At 54.8% G+C, this 21,979-nt stretch carries 17 protein-coding genes; 7 read left to right on the forward strand and 10 right to left on the reverse strand.

Annotated elements, in window-relative coordinates; genetic code table 11:
* Nucleotide 1: 1 nt before the first annotated feature.
* Complete coding sequence (locus NP589_RS00885) at nt 2-457, reverse strand: molybdenum cofactor biosynthesis protein MoaE (RefSeq protein WP_256605253.1); 456 nt, start codon at nt 455-457, stop codon at nt 2-4.
* Nucleotides 458-461: 4 nt separating this feature from the next.
* The gene (locus tag NP589_RS00890; protein WP_064009273.1) at nt 462-695 is read right to left on the reverse strand and encodes a MoaD/ThiS family protein; all 234 of its coding nucleotides are present in this window, start codon (nt 693-695) and stop codon (nt 462-464) included.
* 53 nt (nt 696-748) lie between these two features.
* Between NP589_RS00890 and moaC the strand changes: the two genes are divergently transcribed.
* On the forward strand, nt 749-1,237 hold the full coding sequence (moaC, locus tag NP589_RS00895; RefSeq protein ID WP_256605254.1) for a cyclic pyranopterin monophosphate synthase MoaC: 489 nt from the start codon (nt 749-751) through the stop codon (nt 1,235-1,237).
* A 14-nt stretch (nt 1,238-1,251) separates the two neighbouring features.
* Here moaC and NP589_RS00900 read toward each other — a convergent pair whose 3' ends face one another.
* From NP589_RS00900 to NP589_RS00935, 8 genes are all read right to left on the reverse strand, one after another.
* Nucleotides 1,252-1,833 carry an outer membrane protein assembly factor BamC gene (locus NP589_RS00900; protein ID WP_256605255.1) on the reverse strand — a complete coding sequence of 194 codons (582 nt, stop codon included), beginning with the start codon at nt 1,831-1,833 and terminating at the stop codon, nt 1,252-1,254.
* Nucleotides 1,834-1,838: 5 nt separating this feature from the next.
* Nucleotides 1,839-2,657 (reverse strand): carbon-nitrogen hydrolase family protein, encoded by an 819-nt coding sequence (locus NP589_RS00905; RefSeq protein WP_256605256.1) that lies wholly within the window; start codon nt 2,655-2,657, stop codon nt 1,839-1,841.
* A gap of 69 nt (nt 2,658-2,726) precedes the next feature.
* Nucleotides 2,727-6,530 carry a YhdP family protein gene (locus NP589_RS00910; protein ID WP_256605257.1) on the reverse strand — a complete coding sequence of 1,268 codons (3,804 nt, stop codon included), beginning with the start codon at nt 6,528-6,530 and terminating at the stop codon, nt 2,727-2,729.
* Between the two features lie 9 nt (nt 6,531-6,539).
* A complete protein-coding gene (rng, locus tag NP589_RS00915) occupies nt 6,540-7,997 on the reverse strand; it encodes a ribonuclease G (protein WP_256605258.1) in 1,458 nt (485 codons plus the stop codon).
* A complete protein-coding gene (locus NP589_RS00920; RefSeq protein WP_256605259.1) occupies nt 7,994-8,569 on the reverse strand; it encodes a Maf family protein in 576 nt (191 codons plus the stop codon). The genes rng and NP589_RS00920 overlap by 4 nt, the downstream gene beginning before the upstream one ends.
* A gap of 4 nt (nt 8,570-8,573) precedes the next feature.
* Nucleotides 8,574-9,038: a 23S rRNA (pseudouridine(1915)-N(3))-methyltransferase RlmH gene (gene rlmH / locus NP589_RS00925; protein ID WP_256605260.1), complete on the reverse strand. Its 465-nt coding sequence runs from the start codon at nt 9,036-9,038 to the stop codon at nt 8,574-8,576.
* A gap of 5 nt (nt 9,039-9,043) precedes the next feature.
* Nucleotides 9,044-11,194 (reverse strand): putative bifunctional diguanylate cyclase/phosphodiesterase, encoded by a 2,151-nt coding sequence (locus tag NP589_RS00930; RefSeq protein WP_256605261.1) that lies wholly within the window; start codon nt 11,192-11,194, stop codon nt 9,044-9,046.
* Nucleotides 11,195-11,947, reverse strand: coding sequence for an oxygen-binding di-iron domain-containing protein (locus NP589_RS00935; protein WP_256605262.1), 753 nt, complete (start codon nt 11,945-11,947; stop codon nt 11,195-11,197).
* A gap of 201 nt (nt 11,948-12,148) precedes the next feature.
* Between NP589_RS00935 and NP589_RS00940 the strand changes: the two genes are divergently transcribed.
* From NP589_RS00940 to NP589_RS00965, 6 genes are read left to right on the forward strand one after another with little or no spacing between them, the layout of a single operon-like run.
* Nucleotides 12,149-13,621 carry a complex I subunit 4 family protein gene (locus NP589_RS00940; protein ID WP_256605327.1) on the forward strand — a complete coding sequence of 491 codons (1,473 nt, stop codon included), beginning with the start codon at nt 12,149-12,151 and terminating at the stop codon, nt 13,619-13,621.
* Nucleotides 13,621-13,980, forward strand: coding sequence for a hypothetical protein (locus NP589_RS00945; RefSeq protein ID WP_256605263.1), 360 nt, complete (start codon nt 13,621-13,623; stop codon nt 13,978-13,980). Before NP589_RS00940 ends, NP589_RS00945 begins: the two co-directional genes overlap by 1 nt.
* A gap of 2 nt (nt 13,981-13,982) precedes the next feature.
* On the forward strand, nt 13,983-17,183 hold the full coding sequence (locus tag NP589_RS00950; protein ID WP_256605264.1) for a DUF2309 domain-containing protein: 3,201 nt from the start codon (nt 13,983-13,985) through the stop codon (nt 17,181-17,183).
* A gap of 2 nt (nt 17,184-17,185) precedes the next feature.
* Complete coding sequence (locus NP589_RS00955) at nt 17,186-18,757, forward strand: proton-conducting transporter transmembrane domain-containing protein (protein WP_256605328.1); 1,572 nt, start codon at nt 17,186-17,188, stop codon at nt 18,755-18,757.
* Entirely contained in the window at nt 18,754-20,295 is a 1,542-nt protein-coding gene (locus NP589_RS00960; protein ID WP_256605265.1) for a complex I subunit 4 family protein, read from the forward strand. Before NP589_RS00955 ends, NP589_RS00960 begins: the two co-directional genes overlap by 4 nt.
* A complete protein-coding gene (locus NP589_RS00965; RefSeq protein WP_256605266.1) occupies nt 20,288-21,859 on the forward strand; it encodes a complex I subunit 4 family protein in 1,572 nt (523 codons plus the stop codon). Before NP589_RS00960 ends, NP589_RS00965 begins: the two co-directional genes overlap by 8 nt.
* Nucleotides 21,860-21,979 lie beyond the last annotated feature (120 nt).

The following is a 21,979-nucleotide window of genomic DNA, read 5'->3' on the forward strand; positions in this document are numbered from 1 at the left end:
ATTACGGTTGCTTTAGATAGCCGTTACTGTTTTTTTTCACCCAGCGGATTTGCCCGGATTCCAAGGTTTCCCGTTTCCAAAACGGCGCCTGACTTTTCAAGTTTTCCATAATGAAGCGGCTGGCGTCAAAAGCGTCGCCGCGATGCGCGGACCACACCGCCACCAGCACCAGCGTATCGTTGGGCGATACTTGGCCGATGCGATGGATCAGCAACACGTCCAACAACTGCCACTGGCCTTGCGCTTGTTCGACAATGCGCTGCAATTGCTTTTCGGTCATACCCGGATAATGTTCCAGGTGCATGCCGCGCACCTCGTCGCCTTGATTAAAGTCGCGCATGGTGCCGACGAAGATACCGGTGGCCCCGTATTTGCCTGCCATGCCGGCAGCTTGGCCTTGAAAATCGGCCAGCTCCTGCCAGGGGTCGAAAATCTCGGCGCAGAGTTTGATGGTCATAATTTCAACCTCCGGTGACCGGTGGGAAAAACGCTACGTCGTCGCCGTCGTTAACTTCGGCCTCCAGCCCGACATACTCCATATTGACCGCCGCCAACAGCGTATCGGGTATGTTCATGTTTGGATTGACCCGTTGCCAAACCTCGAGTACCGACAGCGGAGCCTCTATATTTAGTTCGTCGCCGCTACGGCCAACGCGGTCCTTCAAGCTTGCAAAGTAAAGCACTTTAATCGACATCTTTATTCACCCGGTAATACAATGCTTGGCTGATTTCACTTGCCTAGTATGCCATGTCCAATTCACCGCTCACTCATTTTAATGCCGCCGGGGAAGCCCATATGGTGGATGTCGGGGATAAGGCCATTACCCAACGTCAGGCGGTTTGCGAGGGTTACATAGAGATGCAGCCGGAAACCTTGGCGCTGATTGCGGCCGGCAGCCACAAGAAGGGCGACGTGCTGGGAATCGCCCGCATAGCCGGCATCATGGCCAGTAAAAAAACCGCCGAGTTGATTCCTTTATGCCACCCTTTGCCGATCAGTCATGTCGAGCTTAGCCTGCAAGCCCAAACCGACTTGAGTCGTGTCTATTGTCAAACGACCGTGAAGACTACCGGCCAAACCGGCGTGGAAATGGAAGCCCTCACCGCGACCCAGATTGCTTTGCTGACTATTTACGATATGTGCAAAGCCGTGGATCGCGGCATGACGATTCAAGGGGTGCGCTTGCTGGAAAAAAGCGGCGGTAAGTCCGGGAATTGGCAGCGGGACGAGGCTTAATCGGCCCTTCCCGCTTAATCGTCGGCTTTCTTGTCAGGCTCGCGGTTGATGATTTTTTCGTCTATGGCTTTGTGCAGCAGTCGTATCAGCTCTGCAGAGCCATCTTCTCCAAACTCCAAGTCGTCCGATTTTGTCAGGCTGGCGTTGACGGTTAAGCCGCGGCGCTCTTCTTTCAACTTGATTGTGTACTCGGCTTCGTCGTAATTATTGTTGAATAAAGAGCGTAACAAGCCGACATCCTTGCCGCCGGTGTCGGGGTCATAACGTACCTGAAAGCGTTGATCTTCCTGGCTTTTATCCAGCACTTCGATATTGCTGATTTTCAGTGCAGTGGCGACCATTTCCCAAGCCCGGTCGGGGCGGGTTTTCAAGGTAAGCACGGGCTTGCCGCCGTCGTCGGTAAACGCCATCAAATCGGCCAGAGCCGATTTGGGTTTCAAATCGTCGACGGCTACCGCAGGCTGCGGATTGGTGTGTTCTATCGGCAAAACCGGCGGCAGTTCCAGGTGATGGGTGTCGCGGTATTTGTCCGGCGCATCCGCGCAAGCCGTCAGCAACAGGCAAGGCAGGCCGTAAGTCAGCGTTCTCAACAGCATAAGGCTCACTCGCAAAAAAAGCGTCTATGTTCCAGCACCGGGAAAGACAGGCGGGTTTTTTCCAGGCGGCTTTTATCGATTTCGGCGCTGACGAAGCCAGGGCCGGTTTTATAACAATCCAGCACCACGCCCCAAGGATCGATCACCATGCTGTGGCCGTAGGTTTGCCGGCCGTTCATATGAAAGCCGCCTTGATTCGGCGCAATGACGTAGCAGAGGTTTTCGATCGCGCGGGCTCGCAATAGCACTTCCCAGTGCGCGGCGCCGGTTTTAGCCGTAAATGCGGAAGGAATGACCAATATATCCAGGCCCTGCCGCGCCATAGGCCGGAAAAACTCCGGGAAACGCAAGTCGTAGCAAACCGCTACACCTAGCCGGCCGAACGGGGTATCGATCACGCAGGAGGCGTCGCCGGCTTCCACAGAATCGGATTCCCGGTATTCTTCGGCGGTATCCGGCACGCTGACGTCGAATAGATGCACCTTATCGTAGCGGGCGACTCGGTCGCCTTGTTCGTTGTAAATCAGACAGGCCGCTCGGACTTTATTGGGGGCGGTGGCCTGCATCGGCATCGTGCCGCCTATCACCCATACGCCGTATTTTTTCGCGGTGGTGGCCAGAAAATCCTGGATGGGGCCGGTGCCATCCTGCTCGCTGACTTTAACTTTGTCGTATTCGTTCATGCCCATGATGGCGAAATTTTCCGGCAAGGCCACCAGTTTCGCGCCAGCTTTCACGGCTTCGGCTATCTGTTTTTCAGCTTCGAGCAAATTGGCGCTGACTTGTGGTCCGGAGGCCATCTGGATGGCGGCACATATGGTCATGAGGTGTCCCTGATTTTAATTGTTTTCGATAGTTTTAACTGCTGTGGGAAGTTCGCTCGGCAGAGCCGCTCATTTGCTCAGTGACTCCAGCCAGCCGCCGGTTAAGCCGCGCCAGGCTTTTTGCACCAAGCCGTCTTGATCGTGTAGCGGCGTCACTTCGACATTGCCCCATGGCCCGGCAAGTTTGTATTGCGAGCCGAAAAAATAACCTTCTTTGTAATCGTCCGTCACCACTTGGGTAATGACGGCAGCGATACCGCCAACGATTGTACCAGCAATCGGCACAGCCCCGGAACTCTTGGGCACGACGGCAACGCGGTGATCCATGGTCTTTTTCACCAGATCTGCGGTGCCGGCTATGCTGAGTTTCGCCGATACCGCGTCGATCAATAAATTGTCGGTATAGGCCAAGCCGTTGCTGATTTTGAAGTCGCCGGTAATTTGATCAAAGGCTAGGCCCTGTCGGTAGACGTCGGTAAAATCCAGACTCAAGCGTTTGGCCCATTGTTCCATGGCGATCAAGCCCAGCAAGCGGCCGAAGCCCGGCTCGATGCTGGAAATGCGGCCGTCGCTGAATTTGAGCTGCATTTGCCCGGTCAGATTGGCCGTCGCGAACTGCTGCGGGGCGCCGCGCCAACCGCCGTTGAAATTGATTTCGGCATGCGTGCCTCTTAAATCGTCGGTAAAACCCAATTGCGACAAGAATAAGCCGAAACCGTTCATGTTCAGCTTGCCGGTCAATTGTGTCGAGCTGCCGCCGACCAGTTTGATCCAGTCCGCGCTGAAATCGATGGTACCGGCCACGCTCGCCAGTTGCACGTGTTTGAAGTGAATGCCGTTGATCAGCCGCTCGGTATTCAGTTTTAAGCTGCCCAAATCCACGCCGCGCCATAGCAGCTGTTTGCTGTCGATGTCGATTAAGGGCAAATCGGTGACCACTTCTTCCGCAGCGTCGAAATTCAGGCTGTCCATCGCCGATAAATTCAGGTAATCCATTTGTAACTTGATAACATTGGCGCCGCCGCGTTGATCGGGTAAGGTCAACTTGCCGCGCGCCATCGGGCTGTCCAGCGTGGCTTGCCAAGCCTGATTCAAATGCTGGAGCCGGCATTTCAGCGCGCCGATGTTCTGGCCCTGCCAGATCAGTTGCTCGGTATCCAGAATAACTTCTTTTAACGTCGGCAAGCGTTGCTGAGTCTCGGTATCGGAGAATGCGGCAAGCGCATCGGATAATTTGAACTGTGGCTGCTGAATTTGCAATTTCAAACCCGCAGGTTCGAAAAAGTCGGCCTGTTCCTGACCGAAGACGATATGCCCGGAGTGCAGCTGATTTTGTTTGCCGTCGATCAATAGTGCCGCGTTAAGCTCTTTGCCGTAAGCAACTTTTAATGGCAAATAGGCGCTGCTGTTTTCGAGGGTAAATTGCAGATTCAATGCCTGTTCTTGGTCGGCCGATTTGGCCAGTGCGTCTTGCGTGTTGATCGTTACGCCCTGTAAATTGCTGTTTATGCTCAGGGTAGACGGCAGGCCTGCGTCGTAAGGCAGCGTCAATACGGTTTGATAGTTGAAGCTACCGTTGGCCACCTGGTTTTTCAGGAAGCTGAATTGCTTTTCCAGGCGCTTGATGTCGGTCGTGCCGTCTATCAGAATTTGCGTGGCACTGGCATCGCTTTGCAGTATGGCGTGTATCGGATAACCCAGGGTACTGCCTTCCAGGCGGTTGCTGCTCACCCTTTCTTCGGTAAAACGCAGTACGCCGCTGATGTCGTTGACCGCAAGGTCGACCGGCTTGACCAGCAAGCGAGCCTTATCCAGATGGGCATCGACTTTGACGGTAGTCGGCAGCGTTTCGTAGTAAGCGATTTTCAGATCAAGATCGACCTGGGTATTGCCATCCGGGGCCAACACTTTGGCTAGCGGATCGATTTTGGCGCGTAACGGGGTTTTTTGCAGATACTGCAAACTGTGCGGTAACCTGCTCTGCACCTGGCCCAACACGTAAACATAATCGCTATTGGCCAGATCCGGAATCGAGACCACGGCTTGATTGATGTCCACGTTTTCGCTATGCCCGCCATTGATGGCTACTTTCAGATCCGCGCCGAGGAATTGCACGTCGGCATGCACTGCGCGCAAATGCGGCCATAAGGCGTTGAACTGGATTTCGCCGTCGTCTATCGCAAACACCACTTCAAACCGACCGGGGCCGTTGGTAAAAGGAAAGTCCGCCAATTTGCCGTTCAACAGCATTTCGCCCTTGTCGATATGCCCGCCGATAAAGGCGTCGTCCAGCCAGGCGACCGCATCCTTACCCATGATTTTGGCCGGCAGGTATTGCGGTACTTTACTGATGTCTTTGAAATTGCCGAAGCGGGTGCGCATATCGATAACGGCACTGTCGTTATTCTTCGGGATACTGAGTTGCAGGTTGGTTTGGGTGTGGAAGGCCGCGCTGTCCAGTTGCAGATTTTCGCTGGAGATTTGCCAGTCGGTGTCGGTTTGCCGCCAGTCGATTCGGCCTTGTAAGCGCGGGACGTCCAGGCTGCTCCTAAACATTTCCGGCGCGTTGAACTTGGCGTTTGCGCTGTCTAATGTTAGTTGCCCACCCTGGTCGTCGGCAATGATAGAGCCGCTAAGTTCCTGTAGTTGCGGCACGTCGCCTTGGGCATCGTTACCAAGCTGGCTGAAATGTCCGTTAAGCGCATAGCGTTGCTGCTTACCGTCAGCGTAAAACGACAGGTCTTGCAAATTGCCGCGTGGATTGAGTTGCAGCCATTTACCCAAATCGGTTTGCTCTGCCGGCAAAAACGGTGGTATCACATGCATCAAGGCTTGCAAATTCAACTGCTTGATCACACCGCTCAGATTGCCTTGCGCGTCCTGCTGTAGATAGACTTCTCCACCCCGCCAGCGCTGATGATTTGCGAAGACATTGATGTCGTAAGCGCTCCAGCGTTGCCGGCCATCTTGCTCGGTCCAGCCCAGATTGCCTTCGAAAGTGTCCAATTGCAGGGTTTTACCTTGCTGTCTGGCGAGTTTAATCTGTTGGCCTTGCAGATAACCGCTGACTTGGTAAGGCATGGAATCGCGCCATTGGCTCCAGATCCGCATATCGCCGGAGCCTGATTCCAAATGCAAGCCCAGCGGTAAATCCTCGATCAGCCAGGCCGGCCCTTGCAGATTGCTGCCTTCCACATAAATTTGGCCGTTAATCGCGTTGGCCTGGAAGATATTGCCGTTAAGCCGTGCGGAAATACGCAAGCTGTCGCCGTATTGCTCCGGCAAGCTGCTGAGTAGATGGATCTCGTGGCTTTGATCCAGATAGTGGTTTTTGATCAGCAAATCGAAGTGTTCGACAGTGACCGGGGACCGATGCCGCTTCAGATCCTGCCAAGTTACCTGACTTTGCAGAATCTCGTATTTACCGCCCTGCAATAGCCATAGCGGTTGTTCGTCGCTGCTTTGCAGGCCCTTGATGCTGAGGCTGCCATCTTCATTACGCAGAATATCCAGTTTGGCGCCCACCAGCGTCACCCAACCGGCGGCCATCGGGTCGCGGGTCAGCAGCCATTCCAGCAAATCGATGCCGATCCGCACTTCGCGCAGGCGGATGGCTGGCTTGGCATCGGCTTCGGTGCCTTCGATAGCGATTTCCCGCAGCAATAATTCCGGGCTGAAGCCGCGCATATTCGCGCCCAGTTTGCCGATATGCAGCGGAATGCCGGTGGTCTCGCGGACTTTTTGTTCCAGTGCGATGCGGTAATCGGCAATATCGATCAAAAAAACCCGTACCGCGCTCAAGACGAGGGCTATCGCGATCAGCGACCAGAACAGCAGGTGTCGGGTGGCCCGGGTGACGTGGTGAATAACCAAAATAGCCGCCTATAACAACACCACGTCGTAGTGCTCCTGATTGTATTCGGCTTCAGCGCGGATTTTGATGCCGACTTTCAAGAACATTTCCAGCTCCGCCAACATATCGGCTTCTTCGTCGAGCAGCATTTCCACGACTTGCTCGGACGCCAATACCAAGATTTGTTGGACATTGTATTGTCTGACCACCCGAATAATTTCCCGAAAAACTTCCAGACAAATCGATTCCGGGGTTTTCAGGACACCGCGGCCGCCGCAGGTCGAGCAGGGTTCGCAGAGGATGTGTTCCAGGCTCTCGCGGGTGCGTTTGCGGGTCATTTCCACCAGGCCTAGCGCGGATACTTCGGTAATTTTGGTTTTGGCGTGGTCCTTGTCCAAGTTGCGTTGCAAGGCGGTCAACACCTGCTTCTTGTGATCCTCGCTTTGCATGTCGATGAAATCGATGATGATGATGCCGCCTAAATTCCGCAGCCGCAATTGCCGGGAAATGGTCTGCGCCGCTTCCAGATTGGTCTTGAAGATGGTTTCTTCCAGATTGCGACCACCGACGTAACCGCCGGTGTTGACGTCGACGGTGGTCATCGATTCGGTCTGGTCGAACACCAGATGGCCGCCGGATTTGAGTTTGACTTTGCGGTCCAGCGCTTTGCTGATCTCGTCTTCGACGTTGTAAATGTCGAACACGGGCCTTTCGCCGGAGTAATGCTCGATCACCGAGACGATTTCCGGGACGAAAGTTTCGGCAAACTCGACCAGCCTTAGAAAGGTTTCCTTGGAATCGACCCGGATTTTTTCGATGCCGTCTTTGTACAAATCCCGCAAGGTACGGATGCTGAGCGGTAGGTCTTCATGAATCAAGGTTTTGACCTTGGCTTTACTGCTTTTTTCCAGGATGGATTCCCAGAGTTTGTGCAGAAAAGTCATGTCCGAATACAAAATCACATCTTCCACGCATTCGGCGGCGGTGCGGGCGATGAAGCCGCCCGGTACCTGATGTTTTTGCTGATAGGCTTCGATGCAGGCCCGCAAGCGGGTGCGCTCGGATTCGCATTCGATGCGTTGCGACACGCCGGAGTTGCCGGCATAGGGCATGTAAACTTGGTAGCGGGAGGGGATGGAAATGTCGGTGGTCAGCCGCGCGCCTTTGTTGCCGAGCGGGTCCTTGGTGACTTGTACCACCAGTTTTTGGCCCTCCTTTAGATAGTGCTCGATATTTTCCGAGGCTTTTTCGGCCAGCTCCTTGCTGCTGAAATCGGATAAATGTAAAAACGCCGCTTTTTCCAAACCAATATCGACAAAGGCCGCTTGCATGCCCGGCAACACCCGGCACACCTCGCCTTTGTAAATGTTGCCGACCAAGCCTTTTTGCCGCACCCGCTCGATAATCAGTTCTTGCAGTACGCCGTTTTCGATCACCGCTACTCTCGTTTCCGGCGGCGTGACGTTGATTAATATTTCTTCGCTCATGGGATGATGTCTATGCCTGCTAGGCTTAATAATTGCGCGGTTTCGAATAGCGGTAAGCCCATCACGCCGGAAAAACTGCCGGTGATCGATTCGATAAACACGCTGGCCAAGCCTTGAATTGCATAGGCTCCAGCCTTGTCGTGAGGTTCCCCGGTTTGCCAATAAGCGACGATTTCCTGATGGCTCAAGGGCCGGAAGCGCACTTCGCTGACGCTAAGCGCCTGCCAGTGTTGCTCTCCGCGTAAGGATACCGCGCTATACACTTGATGCTTGCGTCCCGACAACTGGCTGAGCATTTCAATCGCATGCTGCAAATCGTCGGGTTTACCCAGGATGCGGCCGTCGCAAATCACGCTGGTATCTGCGGCCAGTACCGGTAAATCGGTAGCGGTCGATGCCAGACAGAGCGCGGATTTTTCCGCAGCTACCCGCTCGACGTAAGCGGCGGGTGCTTCGCCCGGCCACGGCGTTTCGTCGATATCGACCGCCATGATACTGTGACGGATGCCGATTTGCTTGAGCAATTCGCTGCGGCGCGGCGAGGCGGACGCCAGGAGTAGTTGTGGGTGCATGCGCTTAACGATGATAAGGGTGGTTATTCAGCAGACTCCAAGCCCGGTAGATTTGTTCAGCGACAATCACTCGAACCAAGGGATGCGGAAAAGTCAGCGGCGATAAACTCCAGGATTCCTGCGCCAGATCGCGTACTTGCTGGGATAAGCCTTCCGGCCCGCCTATCATCATCGCGACCGGCTGACCGTTGCCTAGCCAGCGTTGCAGCGCTTGCGCCAGATTCGGCGTGGTCCAGGGCTTGCCGGGAATGTCCAGCGTCACCACGTGCGCCCGGCTGGGCAATGCCGCTATCATGCGTTCTCCTTCGTCCTTGGTTATCCGGGCAATGTCGCCGCTGCGGCGCTTGTCCGGGGCGATTTCCTTTAACAGCAACTCGCATTCGCGCGGCAGCCGCTTGGCGTATTCATTATAACCTTGCTGCACCCAGTCCGGCATTTTGTTGCCAACGGCGATCATGTGTATTTGCATGGTGTTTACAGGAAACGCGCTCTAGGCAAGCCCAAATGAAAGCCCTGGACATAATCGACGCCCATCGCCCTCAGCCGGGTCAGGATTTCTTCCGATTCGACAAATTCCGCCAGGGTCTTCATGCCCAATTGCTGGCAGAGCCGATTCAGATTTTCGATCAACACGCTATCGACCTCGGATTCGACTATGTTGGCAATAAATGCGCCGTCGATCTTGACGTATTCGAAATGTAGGTCGCGCAGATAATGGAAGGAATTGTAACCGCTGCCGAAATCGTCCAGCGCAAAGGCAAAGCCCTTCTCCCGCAAATTGCTTAAAAATTTGCGCATATTGGATAAATCGCCGATGGCTTCGCGCTCGGTGACTTCGAATACCAGTTTTTTCGGCGGGATGTGGTATTGCCGGCAGAGATCTTCGGCATATTGCAAAATGTCGCGGCGCTGAATTTCCTGCGGCGTCAGATTAACGAATACGGTGGGCATTTGGCCGGTGGCGGCACGCTGCTCGGCCATGAACGCGGTGACCTTGCGTAGCATCACATGATCCAGATTCAAGCTGATACCGTATTTGTCGGCGGCATCGATAAACACCCCGGCCGGGATAATCTCGCCGTCTTCGGTAGTCAGCCGCGCCAGCGCTTCGTAAGCATGCAATTCGCCGCTGGCGCACGCCATGATCGGTTGGAAATACGGCACGATGCGCTCTTCCTTTAAGGCCTTTTTCAACACTTCCGACAGACCCAGTAACTTTTTGTTTTGGGCAATGCCGGTTTCCAGGCTATGTAAGGGGCAAACGAAATTTTTGCCGGCGGCTTTGGCTTGATACAGGGCCAAGTCCACGCCCGCCAGCAAATCGGCAATGACCGGCGCGTCTCTCGGAAAGGTAGCCACGCCGACCGACATTGTCAGGCTGATATGTTCTTGATAAGGCCCATCGACCTGGTATTCGAAATCATGCACTGCCTGCCTTAACGATTCGGCAATGATCAGCGCGCTGTGGCCGTCGGTACCGGGCAGCAAGGCGGCAAATTCGTCTCCGCCCAAACGCACTAATACATCGCCCTTACGAAGCTGCTTTTTCAACAGTTGCCCCAGGTGCACCAGCACCTGATCGCCGATCATGTGTCCGAAGCCGTCGTTGACACCTTTAAAGTTGTCCAAATCCATGGATAACAGGGCGAATTGATCGTTATGGCGGGCGGCGCGACCGAATTCGTATTCGAGGATTTCATTAAAATAGCGGCGATTGTGCAGACCGGTAAGCGGATCGTGTTCGGCGTAATACGCCAGTTCCTGTAGGGTGCGCGACAAGGTCTTGCTGGAGCCGACCACCATCACCATTACCGCCAGCAACGAGCGGATGATGCTTTGTTCTTGAGCCGTCAAGCGTAGCCCGGAGGCGTAACTGACGCCGAGGATACCGCCGACGCCAATTTTTTCGTCCGGTACGCCGACTGTGATCGTTTCGATTTCCTCGAAGTCGCGTTGCTGTTTAATGCCGGTGATGAAAAATTCTTCCAGCTCAATCAGGGTGTCGGCTGGAATTTTCAGTTCCGCCAGCAGATTGTCTGCCAGGCGTTTACGAACGAAATTCTTGGTTTCTTCGCTGTATTGGCCCAAGTAATACAAATAAATGCTGATCCCGGATTCGTTGGTGAAAGCGATAGAGAAAAAATTAAATGGGAAAAAGCCGTGAAATTCCAGCAAGATATCTTGGATGAACTCTTTCCATTGCGTGACTTTTTCGTGGGAGAGGATGATGTTCTCCAATACCGCGGATTGCCGTTCGAACAGACTTTTGTCGATTAGCGTCAGCTCCATCCTCTGCAACAGCTCGTGGGTTTCGGTGATCAGCGAGGAAATCATCCGGCAGTTTCGCTGCGCGTCTTTGTCCTGCTGCTGGTTAAGCAGCGTCAGGCTGGCGGCAATGGTCTTGCAGCGCTGGGCGTGCCCGGCTACCTCTGCTTTCGCAGCGTCGTTGTCGGCCAGCACCGGCAGGCGCGCCGCCAACTTGCCGACCTCGCGTATCGCCAGATCGATGATGCCGTGCTCGAAGGTTTGCGTACGGTTTTGCGCTTCCAGTAATTCGGTCAGCGTACGGATGCTGTGGATATGCAGCGATTTGAGCTGCGAAGGTTTTTTATGCGGATAGTCCATTTATTCGAGATCCAGCAAATCGCTGCCGCACTGCAAATCGTACAACCAGTTTAGAAAATCGATTTTGGCTTGGCCGCGATAGACCGGGCCATGCTGCGGAGCGATGAGCTCCACGTCCAGTTTGCGCACCTGCTGCACCCAATAGCGCAAGGCGCGGTTGGAGGCCATGTAGCGTTTATGAAAGCCCTCGGCAAACGGCAAGTGTTTTTGGAAATCGTCAACGAAAATATCGCAGTTATTGTTCGGCACCATTGACGCGCCGACATCGCCGGAAAACAGAATTTTCGAAATCGGGTCGTAAACATTGATCTGGCCGGGCGAGTGCAGGAAATGCGCCGGGACAAATTGCAATTGCAGGCCGGAGTGTAAGCTTACCGTTTCGCCCTGATCGGCCACGCCGACAAAACGGCGCATGCCGGAAATGCCGTAATGCGGCAGGAAACGCAGCCAAATGCGGGAGGCGTATATGCGTGCCGGCGTCAGTTTCATCCAGCTGCTCAGGCCGCCGACGATATCCGGATCCTGATGAGAGAGCGCAATGGCTTCGATGTCGTCGGGATTCAGGTATTGCAGCATTTCGTTGAGCACTTGCGGCATCACGCCGAAGCCGCCCGGATCCATTAATGTGCCCTTACCGTTATGCACTATCAGGTATTGGTTGGAGGGGATGCCGTCTTCTTCGCCCGGCTCGCTTTCGTTTAATAAAACGTAGCGGTGATTGCTGCTATTGAATAGTGTGACATTGTTGCGCATGGTAAGGATTCCCCCTAAATCCCGTTGCTTTTTGGTTGGCGTAGGTTACACGAAGCCCGTGGGTTTGCGAAATCGGTTCCGTCGCCTAAGTTATGAGCCGTTGGATACGGCGTGGTTTATTTAAACCGATTTTTTGTCGGATTGGCTTTTTTCAACCAAATGTCGTTAGAATGTTTGCTGTATTGGACTTTGACGATAACAATGGTGATGCTAAGCGCGCTGTTATGGACCCCGGCGCTGGGGGCAATATTGCTGGTACTGGTCTCCGGCCGGAACAGTCGATTGATCAGAATTGTAGCTAATCTATTTAGTTTGGCGGCTTTGTTGCTGGCCTGTTTGCTATTGGTCCAGTTCGATGCCAACGACACAGCACTGCAATTTAGCGAGTTCTATCCCCTCAACCCCAAGCTGGGTAGTGCATACGCATTGGGTGTAGACGGCCTGTCGATGCCGATGCTGGTACTGGCTACTCTTTTGACTTGTATTTCTCTGCTGGCTTCATTCTCCTTGTCCGATAGCATCAAGGGCTATCACATCTCCGTTTTGTTGTTGGAATTCGGCATGCTCGGCGTGTTCATGGCACAAGACTGGGCGCTGTTTTACATTTTTTGGGAAGTGACCTTGATCCCGCTGTTCTTCCTGATCGACCGCTGGGGCGGCAAACGCCGGCATGCCGCCAGTTTGAATTTTGTGTTGTACACGATGGGCGGCTCGGTGTTCATGTTGCTGAGTCTGCTGGCGATCAGTCAATACGATTTGGAAAACCAGGGTTCCCTGATGGCCTCTATGGGCCAAGCCGCGCAAAACATGCCGGAGGTCGAACAAGTGCTGGTGCTGCTGGGGTTTCTGATTGGGTTCGGCGTGAAAATGCCGATCTTTCCCTTGCATGGCTGGCTGCCGCTGGCTCACGTCGAAGCGCCCAGTCCGATCAGTATCCTGCTATCCGGCATTCTTTTGAAAATGGGTGCCTACGGCTTGTTGCGCTGCGTGGTGATGCTGCCGGTCGCCGCCAAATTGATTCAACCTTTGTTGGTGTTTCTGGCCCTGTTCGGCATGATCTACGGCGGCTTGCTGGCCTGGCGGCAGCGCGATCTGAAAGCCATGGTGGCTTACTCGTCCTTGAGTCATATGGGCGTGGTTTTGCTGGGGATCGCCGCGCTGAATGAAACCGGCTTCACCGGCGCGATATTGCAAATGACCGCTCACGGCCTGATTGCCGGTGCGTTGTTTTTGTTAGTGGGCCTGCTTTATGAGCGTACGCATACCCGCAATATCCAGGATTACAGTTCGCTGGTGCAGGTCATGCCGCGCTTCGCCACGCTGACAACCTTGACCTTGCTGGCAGCCATGGGCCTACCCGGTTCCGTGGGTTTTATCGCCGAACTGCACACTTTGATCGGCGGCTTTCAGCAATGGGGCGGCCTGATGGTGTTTTTTAGTTTAAGCATTTTGATCAGCGCGGCTTATGCGATGCGCACCATCGGTTTGCTGTTCACCGGGCCGGTCAAACCGCAGATGCGTGACATCGCCGATTTAAAATCGCTGGAACTGATGGCCTCCGGGGTGTTGGTCGGCGGTATTGTGTTATTTGGTTTATTGCCGGCGCCTTTGATTGAGTTGTCTACAGCGACGGTGGGGAAGATGTTGTTGGTGATGGGGGAGAGGTTGCCGTGATGTTGCTTTTTGCTGGACGTGCGGTCGCTTGGATGATGATGTGTCGCTATCGCGACGGTTTTTTGAAGTCGGTTCTCGCACCGACAGGCGAGATACTTTCTTTTGCTCCGTCAAAAGAAAGTATCCAAAGAAAAGGCGGCCCGGATGCCGCTTATTTCCTGTGCTCCTCACTTTTGACAGGGGTTGCCGAAAGGGGCTTCCTGCCCCTTCGGCAACGCGATGCATCCTTGCATCGCCCCTACGGGCTGACCCTGCCAAAAGCTCCGGTGCTCGGCGCGGCATACGGGATAAACACCCTTGCCACCTTCAAGGGACGAGTCTCATCGTTCGGTGTGTCAATAGATATGGAATTGATTTGATCATGCACGATTCCTTATCGAATAGCGCCTCTCCGCGCGACATTATCCTCGACGCGATCCACCACCTGGATCATGTCCTGCCGGGACAGGCGCCGATTCACGATTTCGTGCATCACAATACCTTGCATGGCTTTCAGCATTTGCCGTTCGAACAAGCGTTGGCGGAATTTACTCAGTTAACCGGTATCAGCTGCTATCTGTCGGCCGAACAGTTTCGCGAGCTTTATGCGCAGGGCCGAATTGACGATGGCGATATTGACGCCACTTTAGGGCAGCAATTTGGGGATACGCTGGATACCGAGATTTGCAAGGTCCATGGCAAAACCATCACTCAGCAAATGCTTTATCGGCTGGCCTTGCTGCACGATTTGTCTGCACTGACGCCCGCGCAATTCGATTGGCAGGTGCGCGAACTGGGCGTGTTGGATAGGCCGTCTGCCGCGGGCGAAACCGCTCGGGAGTTGTGGGACGCCTTGCTCGCCAAGCTTGGCTTGCAGATGCTTGACTTGCATCCGGAAGATTTGCTCGACCTGTCCGCCGAGCAAATCCAGCAATGGTTGCCGGATACGGCAGATGCCGGCGCGGAGCAGCATCTGCGCCAATTCAGCGAGGAGAGTATGGCAAAGCTGTTTTCGCGGGTCGGCGACAGTTTGACCGTGCGTGGCTTGCTGTTGGCTTTGACCGGCAAGGATATTTTGGACACGGTACGCCCGCAATTGATCCGTTTGTGCTCGTCCTTGCTGGACGAAGGGCTGGCGGCCTGGCGCTTACCCAAGCGGGAAGAACTGGGTTTGTATCAAGCCTGGCGCGAGAGTTTGATCTACGACGCCCAGCCGGTTTTTCAGGAATTGAATGATTGGGAAGCGGTTACCGCAGCGTTGCCGGCCGATGCCATTGACGCCATTACCCAACAACTGACGGCGCTGGCTGTCCCGGAACAAGGCTGGGCCGGGTATTTGCAAAGACTGGCCTTGGAATTGCCGGGTTGGTCCGGCTTGATCAACTGGCGTCAGGGCCACCCGGATTATCAAGCAGACGACGACACGAAGCCCTTATTGGCCGATTACTTGGCGATACGCTTGACCCTGGACCGGCTTTACGCCGAACAGCTTTGCCGCCGGCAATGGCATTGCGAGGCGCAACTGGACAAACTGCGCGGCTATTTTTCGAAAAACCTGGCGGAGTTTTCGGTCAGGCAGGCCTTAATTCAGGGCCAATTGCCGGAATATCTGGCACTGGCCGCGCAATCGTTATTAAACGAGGCATCGCGAGACAAGCAAGCCTGGCAGACCTTGGCCGAACGGATCTGGACTTGGCAGCTCAGCCCGCTGGCGCCCTCGGCCCTGAGTGTTTATAACCAGGGGTGGCGGCTGTTTCGGGTCTGTCAATTACTTGGTTTAACCGCCAATGATGTGCAGCATTTAGAGCCGGTACTGCTATTGGAGTGCCTGGGCATTATCGACGCTTTCAGCGAAGCACAGCGTAGCACCGTTTGGCTGAACGCCTATGAACGCCACTATCAGCAAGCGCTGCTGCAAACCTTGCACGCTAATCACAATAGAGGGCGTTGGGCGCAACGCAATAGCCGGCCCGAGGCGCAAATCGTGTTTTGCATGGACGACCGCGAGGAAGGTATCCGTCGCCACTTGGAAGAACTCAATCCGGCTATCGAAACGCTGGGGGCCGCTGGGTTTTTCGGCGTGCCGATGAATTATCAAGGCTTGGATGACAGCAAATTGACGGCTCTGTGTCCGGTTGTCGTGGTGCCGGCGCACAATGTTCAGGAGTGCAGTCAACCCGGCCAGGAAAAAGCCTTGGCCCGGCACCGGCAAGGCCGTAATCTGAAGCAACGAATTGCCGATTTGCTCCATCATGGCTTGCGCCGCGATGCGCTGCTGGCGTATCCGGTGATTAACGCCATGGCGCCGTTTACCTTGCTCGGTTTGCTGGCGAAAAGCTTCATTCCGAAAACTCAGCATCAGCTGTTGGTTGCGGCGGCGAAAGAGATCGCGCCCGATGTGGCCTCGCAATTGAATTTTACCGCTACCGACGCCGCGACGCCGGCCACACCGCAACAGCCGAGACTGGGCTTTACCGACCAGGAACAAGCTGATCGGATCGCCGGGTTTTTGCGCAATACCGGCTTGACCTATGGCTTTGCCGAATTGGTGGTCTTGATGGGCCACGGCTCGATGAGCCAAAACAATCCGCATTTATCCGCTTATGATTGTGGGGCTTGTAGCGGCCGGCATGGTGGACCGAATGCGCGGCTGTTCGCGGCGATGGCCAATCGTCCAGAGGTGCGGCAATTGCTGACCGAGCGCGGCATCGTTATTCCAGACGATACCTGGTTTATCGGCGCCGAACACAACACCTGCGACGAAGACATTACCTGGTATGACAGCATTGCCGTGCCAACCGAGCGGCAAGCGGCTTTCAATAAATTTATGCAGCAGATGCAACACGCACAGCGCATGTCTGCTCATGAGCGTTGCCGACGCCTGGCTTCCGCGCCGCGTCGGCCCGAACCGGAACAAGCTTTGCGGCATTTTCTCGGTCGGGCCGCCGATTTTTCCCAGGCTCGACCGGAGTTGGGCCACGCCACCAATGCCGCCGCGCTGGTCGGCAGACGCTCGTTGACGCAAGGTGCGTTTTTCGACCGCCGCTTGTTTTTGATTTCCTACGATCCTAGTCAAGACCCGGAAGGCATGGTGCTGGAAGGTATCTTGTTGGCGGTTGGCCCGGTCGGTGCCGGCATCAATCTGGAATATTATTTTTCCACCGTGAATAACGAGCGGCTGGGTTGCGGTTCGAAAGTGCCGCACAATCTGACCGGCTTTTGCGCGGTGATGGAAGGTGCCGGCAGCGATTTGCGCACCGGTTTGCCCCGGCAGATGATCGAGATTCACGAGGCTATGCGCTTGCAAATCATCGTCGAAGCCAAAACCGCAGTGCTGGAGCAAATTTATGGCCGGCAGGAAAGCCTGCGAGAACTGATAGGCGGCGGCTGGGTGCATCTCAGCGCCAAAGATCCTGACAGCGGTGAGATATTTGTATTTCAGCGCGGCGTCGGCTTTGTGCGTTGGCAGCCCGGCGACATCGAGCTGGCGGTAAGGGACAACTCCCCGGATTGTTACCGCGAGGAAACCCAGCCGGTGACGCCAATGCTGATTAAGCAGCCCGAATTAATGGGAGTTGCGTGAGTATGGTAGCCTACGCAACCTTGATTCCCTTGTTTCCGTTATTGGCTGCGCTGCTGATAGGTGGCCTGCATTTTTGCAGGATTATCGACGGCGAGGCCGGCGAGAAAACCACCGCCCGGCTGGCTTTGACGGCTATCGGCCTGTCTGTGCTGACGGCCTTAGGTTTATTGATAGCCGATTTATCCGGCCTGCTTCCCGACTCTGTGTCTTACGGTATCTGGCTGCGCAGCGGCACGCTGACCGTAGACTACACACTCGCCACCGGCGGCTTCAATCTGGTTTTGGCGAGTTTGTTTTCCTTGCTGCTGGTGGTGGCGATACGTTTCTCGGTGAATTACCTGCACCGCGAGGCCGGTTTCCACCGCTTCTTTTTCATCCTGAATCTATTTGCGGCGGCGATGCTGCTGTTGGTGTTGTCCGGCAATGCGGTGTTTACCTTTATTGCCTGGGAGATCGCCGGGGTTTGTTCTTACTGGCTGATAGCCTATGCCTACGACCGCCCCATTGCCGCACATAACGCGACGCGGGTGTTTGTCACCAATCGCATTGGCGACGGCGGCTTTATTCTGGCCATTGGCCTGGCCTTGGCCTGGCTGGAAAACGCCGACTGGCAAACGATCAACAACAGCGCGGCCGACCTGGAACCGGGCGACGCCACTTTGTTGGCCTTGAGTTTTGCCGTGGCGGCATTTGCCAAATCCGCGCAGATCCCGTTCACACCCTGGCTGGCGCGGGCGATGGAAGGACCGACGCCGTCCAGCGCTATTTTTTACGGCGGCGCCATGATCCATGCCGGCGTGTTTTTAATCATTCAATTGCAGCCTTTGTTTGTGCAGGCGCCGTTGGCCATGCTGCTATTGACCGTGATTGGCGCATTGACGGCGATTTACAGCCATTGGGTGGGCTTGAGTCAGACTGATATTAAAAGTTCGCAGATTTTTGCCACTTCCGCGCAACTGGGCTTGATGTTCGTCGAATGCGGGCTGGGCTTTTGGAGTTTGGCGGCCTGGCATCTGTGCGCGCATGCGGTGGTGCGTTGCTATTTGCTGCTAACCGCACCCTCCATCTTGCATAACACTCACGGTCAACCGATCCAACCGGTGGCACCGGCGCTGGCGAATTGCCGTTGGGCGTTTATCGCGTCCTTGCAGCGCGGCTGGCTGGAGCCGGCCATGGATTGGCTGTTGGTCAAACCGGTTTTGCGGCTGGCCAAGGACGTGCGCTATATCGACGAACACATAGTCGATAAGGCCTTAGGCGCGCCGGCACCGGCGATCAGGGCGGTGTCGTCCTTGGCGCAATGGGAAGAACAAAAAATGGGCGCCAACCTGGATAGCCAGGAAGATAGTTTCGCGCAAGGCAGCGGTCTGGCCGGTAAGCTGGCGCAGTGGACGGCAGCCCTGCTGAACTGGTTTGAATATCATTTTATTCTGCGCGGCATCGGCCGTGATTCGATTCGATTCGGACGGCGCTTGGGTCAGGCTGCCAACCGTTTCGAGCAACTATTGTTACAGCCGCGCTATCTGGCGTTGTTTGTGTTGATCACCTTGATGGTAGCGCTGGGATACCGATGAATACCCCTATTGTTTTCTGGCACGTCGTGGCGGCGGTGCCGCTATTGACGGTGTTGACCCTGGTACCGCTGCTGACCATGTTGTTGGTGGTGTTCGCTAAGCCCATTTACAGTGTGCGGCTGGCCTTCGGCGGCGCGCTGCTGAACGTGGTGCTCGGCATTTATTTGTTGCTGATATTCGATTCGGAAACGCCCGGCATCCATCTTGCCGAACATTTTCAATTGCTGGGGATGAACTATCGGGTAGGCGTGGACGGCACCAATATTCTGTTTATTCCTCTGACGGCAATTTTAGGTTTGCTGGCGCTGGTCTACACCATGATCACTCGGCATCGCCAAGACCGTTTGTTCATTGCCTGCCTGCTGGCCTATCAAGGCATATTAATCGGCGCGTTTGCCGCGCTAAATACCCTGCAATTCTGGTTCTGGTGTTTGCTGGAGCTGGTGCCGGTGGTGTTATTGACGGTATTTGCCGGCACCGGTAAACAGCGCAATCATGTAGTTAAATCGGTGTTGCAATACTGGCTGTCCGGCTTGGCGATGAGCTTGGCCGGTTTTATCTTGCTGAGCTTTGGACTGGCGCAAAACGGCATGGATTTAAGCTTCGATTGGTTGACCTTGAAGCACCACAACCTGGCAATTCCCAACGAAACCCTGATATTTATCCTGCTGTTTTTCGGCTTTGCCATCCGCATGCCGCTGTTTCCGTTCCATGCCTGGCTGCCTTTGCTGGCGGAACACGGCACCGCCGCCAGCGCGGCGATTTTTTTGACCGGCTTGAAACTGGGCATTTACGCCCTGATTCGTTTCATCTTGCCTTTGGTGCCGGGCGCTGCCGAGCAATGGGTGCATTTTGTCGTCGATTTGGGCTTGATCGGCATTTTTTACGGTGCCTTGCTGGCGCTGATGCAGATCAATATGCGCCGATTGCTGGCGTTTGCGGTGATCAGTCATACCGGCATGTTGGCGATTGGGGTGTTCTCCTTCAACGATTTTGCGTTGGAAGGCAGCATTCTATTGTCGATAGCGTATGGTCTGGCGACGGCCGGTATGTTGTTCAGTATCGGTTTGATTTACGAACGCACTCGAACCTCCTTCCTGCCGCGCCTGGGCGGCTTGTTCGAAACCAATTCGACAATTGCCTTGCTGTTTTTGATTTCCGCGCTCAGCACCATGGTCATGCCCGGCACGCCGGGTTTCGACGCGGCGCATTTGCTGATCGAAGGCACCATCGAGGAACACGGCTGGTATATTGCAATCGCGATTTTGCTGGGCAATGTGCTGGGTGCTGCGTTTCTGCTTTGGGCGTTTCAGCGGCTATTCATCGCCCACCCCAAGCGCTTCGTCGAGCCTTACGGCAGCATTCACCATCCGGTGTTTAAGGAGCGCATTATCGCCGTGACCATCTGCGGCCTGCTGATCGGCACCGGTTTTTACACCACGCCCTGGTTGAAATTTATCGATCAGGAAGCCAAGGAAATTGGCGAACATTATCCGGAACATCACAGCCACCACATGAACGGCCCGCACCATGACTGATAGTTTTCCATTGCTGTCCCTATGTCTGGCCTGGCCGCTGTTGGGAGCGCTGTTGCTGGCGTTTATCCAGGATAGAGAATTAGCCAAGCGCGGCGCATTGCTGGTTGCTGTGGTGGAATTGCTGTTTACCATTGCCGCGGCTTGGGTTTTCGATGCCGAACGCGGCGATTTTCAGTTACTGGAAGACTATCCCTGGATACCCGGACTTAATATCCATTATCAACTCGGCGTAGACGGAATCTCGATATTGTTTTTACCAATGACAGCCCTACTGACCCTGATGGCCCTGCTGGCAAGCTGGAATAGCGTGCGGCATTTAAACCGCTTTCAGTTGGCGCTGATGCTGGCCCTGGAAAGCGTGACTATCGGCGTGTTTACCGCGTTGGATTTGGCCTTGTTCTTCCTGTTTTGGGAGCTGACCTTGCCGCCGATTTTCTTTTTGATCGGCTTATGGGGCATCGGTGCCGAACGGCGGTACGCGGCGATGAAATATACCTTGTATATGTTGTTCGGCGGTGTGCCCATATTGTTCGGGATCATTTTGCTGGCGATTAATCACGCGCACTATACCGGGGGGGCAATTCCGCAGGACTTGGCTTTCAGTTTGCCGGTTTTACTCAATACGCCGATACCCGAGTCAGCGCAGGGCCTGATCTTTCTGTTACTCTTTTTGGGGTTTGCCGTAAAAGCGCCGTTGCTGCCGTTTCACACCTGGCTGCCGACTACGGCCATTGAGGCGCCGGCGTTCCTGAGCGCCTTGCTGGTTGGTTTGAAGCTGGGTGTTTACGGTATTATCCGTTTTGCGATACCGCTGGCGCCGCAAGCGGCCTTGGAGCATCGCTGGCTGTTGGCCATACTGGGTGCGGTGACACTGATTTACGGTGCCTTGATCGCGTTGCAGCAAACCAATCTGCGCCGCTTGCTGGCGTATTCCAGCATCAGCCATGTCGGTCTGGTCATTGTCGGCATCGCCGCTTTTAATCTGCAAGGTTTGCAAGGCGCGGTGATGCAATTGCTGAATTTCGGCATCGTCGCCGGTAGCTTGATGCTGCTCGCCGGTATGATCCAGCAACGCTTGGGTAGTACCGATCTGGTTCATCTCGGCGGCTTGGCCAAACCTATGCCGCGCCTGACCGTCTTATTTTTTGTATTTGCGCTGTCCAGCATCGGCGTACCCGGCACCAATGGCTTCCCGGCGGAATTACTGATGATTCTCGGCGCTTTGCAGGCTTATCCGGCACTGGCGATGGTGGCATTGTTCGGCGCGGTATTGGGTGCGGCGTATCTGTTGGGTTTTGTCAGACGGGCATTCTTCGGTCCGGTTGTGCACGACAGTGTCGCCAGAGCCCAGGATCTGCGCCCCCGCGAGCTGGTTTTGTTGGTCGTGCCGGTGCTGCTGGTATTGATGATAGGCCTTTATCCGCAATGGCTGTTGTCCTGGCAAGAAACCAGTTTGCAGTTCTGGTCGCAGCGATTAAGCATGGCGGTTCCGCAGATGACAACGGAATCGAAACATACGCAGAGAACCGCAATTTTAGGTGTGCCGAGCGATGGTTCGATATAACTTTCGCTTTAGCCTAGATTTAGATCGCAAAGCAATTGCTATATAGTTTCGATTCGATATAGTATTGCCGGTAAAGACATACTCTTTTGAACAATCAGTTCCGGACACGCTCTGGAACGC

Source organism: Methylomonas rosea (assembly GCF_024505055.1).
GTDB classification, from domain to species: domain Bacteria; phylum Pseudomonadota; class Gammaproteobacteria; order Methylococcales; family Methylomonadaceae; genus Methylomonas; species Methylomonas rosea.